Source organism: Streptomyces sp. NPDC005070, assembly GCF_053600395.1.
Window position 1 is genome coordinate 1 of sequence record NZ_JBSFZS010000476.1, and the last position, 1,587, is coordinate 1,587.

General features: G+C 72.2%; 1 protein-coding gene and 1 pseudogene. Both read right to left on the reverse strand.

What is annotated here, in order from left to right; translation table 11 throughout:
- Positions 1-607, reverse strand: a pseudogene (locus tag ACWEBX_RS40390) (hypothetical protein); the annotation flags it as partial.
- A gap of 269 nt (positions 608-876) precedes the next feature.
- Positions 877-1,368: a hypothetical protein gene (locus tag ACWEBX_RS40395; RefSeq protein ID WP_451889674.1), complete on the reverse strand. Its 492-nt coding sequence runs from the start codon at positions 1,366-1,368 to the stop codon at positions 877-879.
- Positions 1,369-1,587 lie beyond the last annotated feature (219 nt).

The following is a 1,587-nucleotide window of genomic DNA, read 5'->3' on the forward strand; positions in this document are numbered from 1 at the left end:
GTCCGCAGCGTCGGGTACTCCCTGGGCAGCGCCATCGGCGGCCTGATCCTCGCCGCGGGCCCACGCGCTCGGCGAGGCCGGGCAGGCGGACCGAGGGCAGCTTGTAGTCGCCGGTGGCCGTCCCGTAGGGGCCCGGCTTTCCGGGGTCGACGGCGTTCACCGGAAAGCGTGTCGAAGGCCGGCCCGACAGTCCGGGCCGTCCCCCGGGCCCGTCCGGCGCGGCGGGCCGGACGGCCCCGGCTCCCGCGGCGTCCAGGCGCCGTTCGCCGGTCCGCGCCTGGAGGTCGGACGGTTTCCCGACTGATGCCGGGCCCAGCGCGAGTCGGAAGGAGCGGCCGTCGGACGATCCGACGGGCCGGCCCAGGAACCGGTCCCCGGAGTAGAAGGCGACCCCCGCGTCGCTGATGGGGACCGGCTTGTCCGAGCGCCAGACCAGTTGCCGTGCCGCTCCCTCGCCGGTGAGGCTCCATCCGGCGGGCAGTCCGCCGGGGTCGTCGGCATCCGTGGCGGAGACGAGTCCCGCGGACCGCGCGGAACCGGCTGTGTGCTGTTGTGCCTGGGTCGATCCTGGCGATCCCGCGAGCGCCGCGAGTAACACCGCGGCCACAACCCCTGTGCGCCGGACACGGAACAAGGTTTTCTCCTCCTGGTCGGCATTCGCCCCCGTCGCCCCGTTGGTCCCGAAGCGCTCCCCCGTCCCACGAGGACGGAGGAGCAAGCCGGGGGGTTGCCTCGTACCGGCGGCATTTCGCGACCTCAACTCCGCCGCAGAGAAGCGGAGTCAGGCGGTCCGGTGAGGAGGGTGCCCGCTGCGGGCGGCCGACCCTGGCCACACGTCCGGGCGGCCGTGCCCGGACGCGTGCCAGAGGGAGGTTCTCAGTCGTCCTCGGGACAGATGAAGGTGCCGGAGGGTCCCCATCGCGTCACCGGAGCCGCTCTCACGTCCACCGCCCCGCACGTCAGGTCGTCGACGATGGCGCCGCCCGCGGTGATCTCCCGGATGTCGACCTCTTTGTTCACCGGATGCTTGCGGCCCTTCCCGAAGGTCATGATCCCCGACTCGCCGACGAAGTCGGTGACTCCTGTCGACTGGAGATACGTGACGACGGCACTGGGGGTGAACTGCGGGTCGGTGTCGAGCATGTCGTTCATCACCCGGAAGAAGACCCGCACCGCGTCGTAGCCCGCGGCGGCGTCGCTGTCGGCGGAGACGTCGTAGGACTCCTTGAAGCTCGTGGCGAAGGGCCCCTTGTCCTCGGGCAGACTGAACTGGTTGTAGAAGAGGCTCAGCGAGCCGAACTCCCTCGGCATCGTCTCCGGATGCTGCACCAGTCCGGGGGCGGGGCTCTCGGCCAGCACCGAGCTCATCCGCACCCGCCGCGGAGCGGGCTCCCGGGTCGCGGCACCCCCGTATGGTCCGGCCCGCCCCCACGCCTCCCAACTGGCGACCCTCGCACGCGACTTCACCTCCGCCGCCCGTGCCCTGGGCGCCGACACGGAGACCATCCTGGCCGCGGTCCGCACAGCCCTGGAACCGGACCGTCCCTAGTGCCGCGGCAGGCAACGCGAAGGGGCGAACGTTGCCTG

Coding starts and splice junctions, on each gene's coding strand:
- ACWEBX_RS40395 (WP_451889674.1), bottom strand. CDS start 1,368: ATGAGCTCGGTGCTGGCCGAGAGCCCCGCCCCCGGACTGGTGCAGCAT.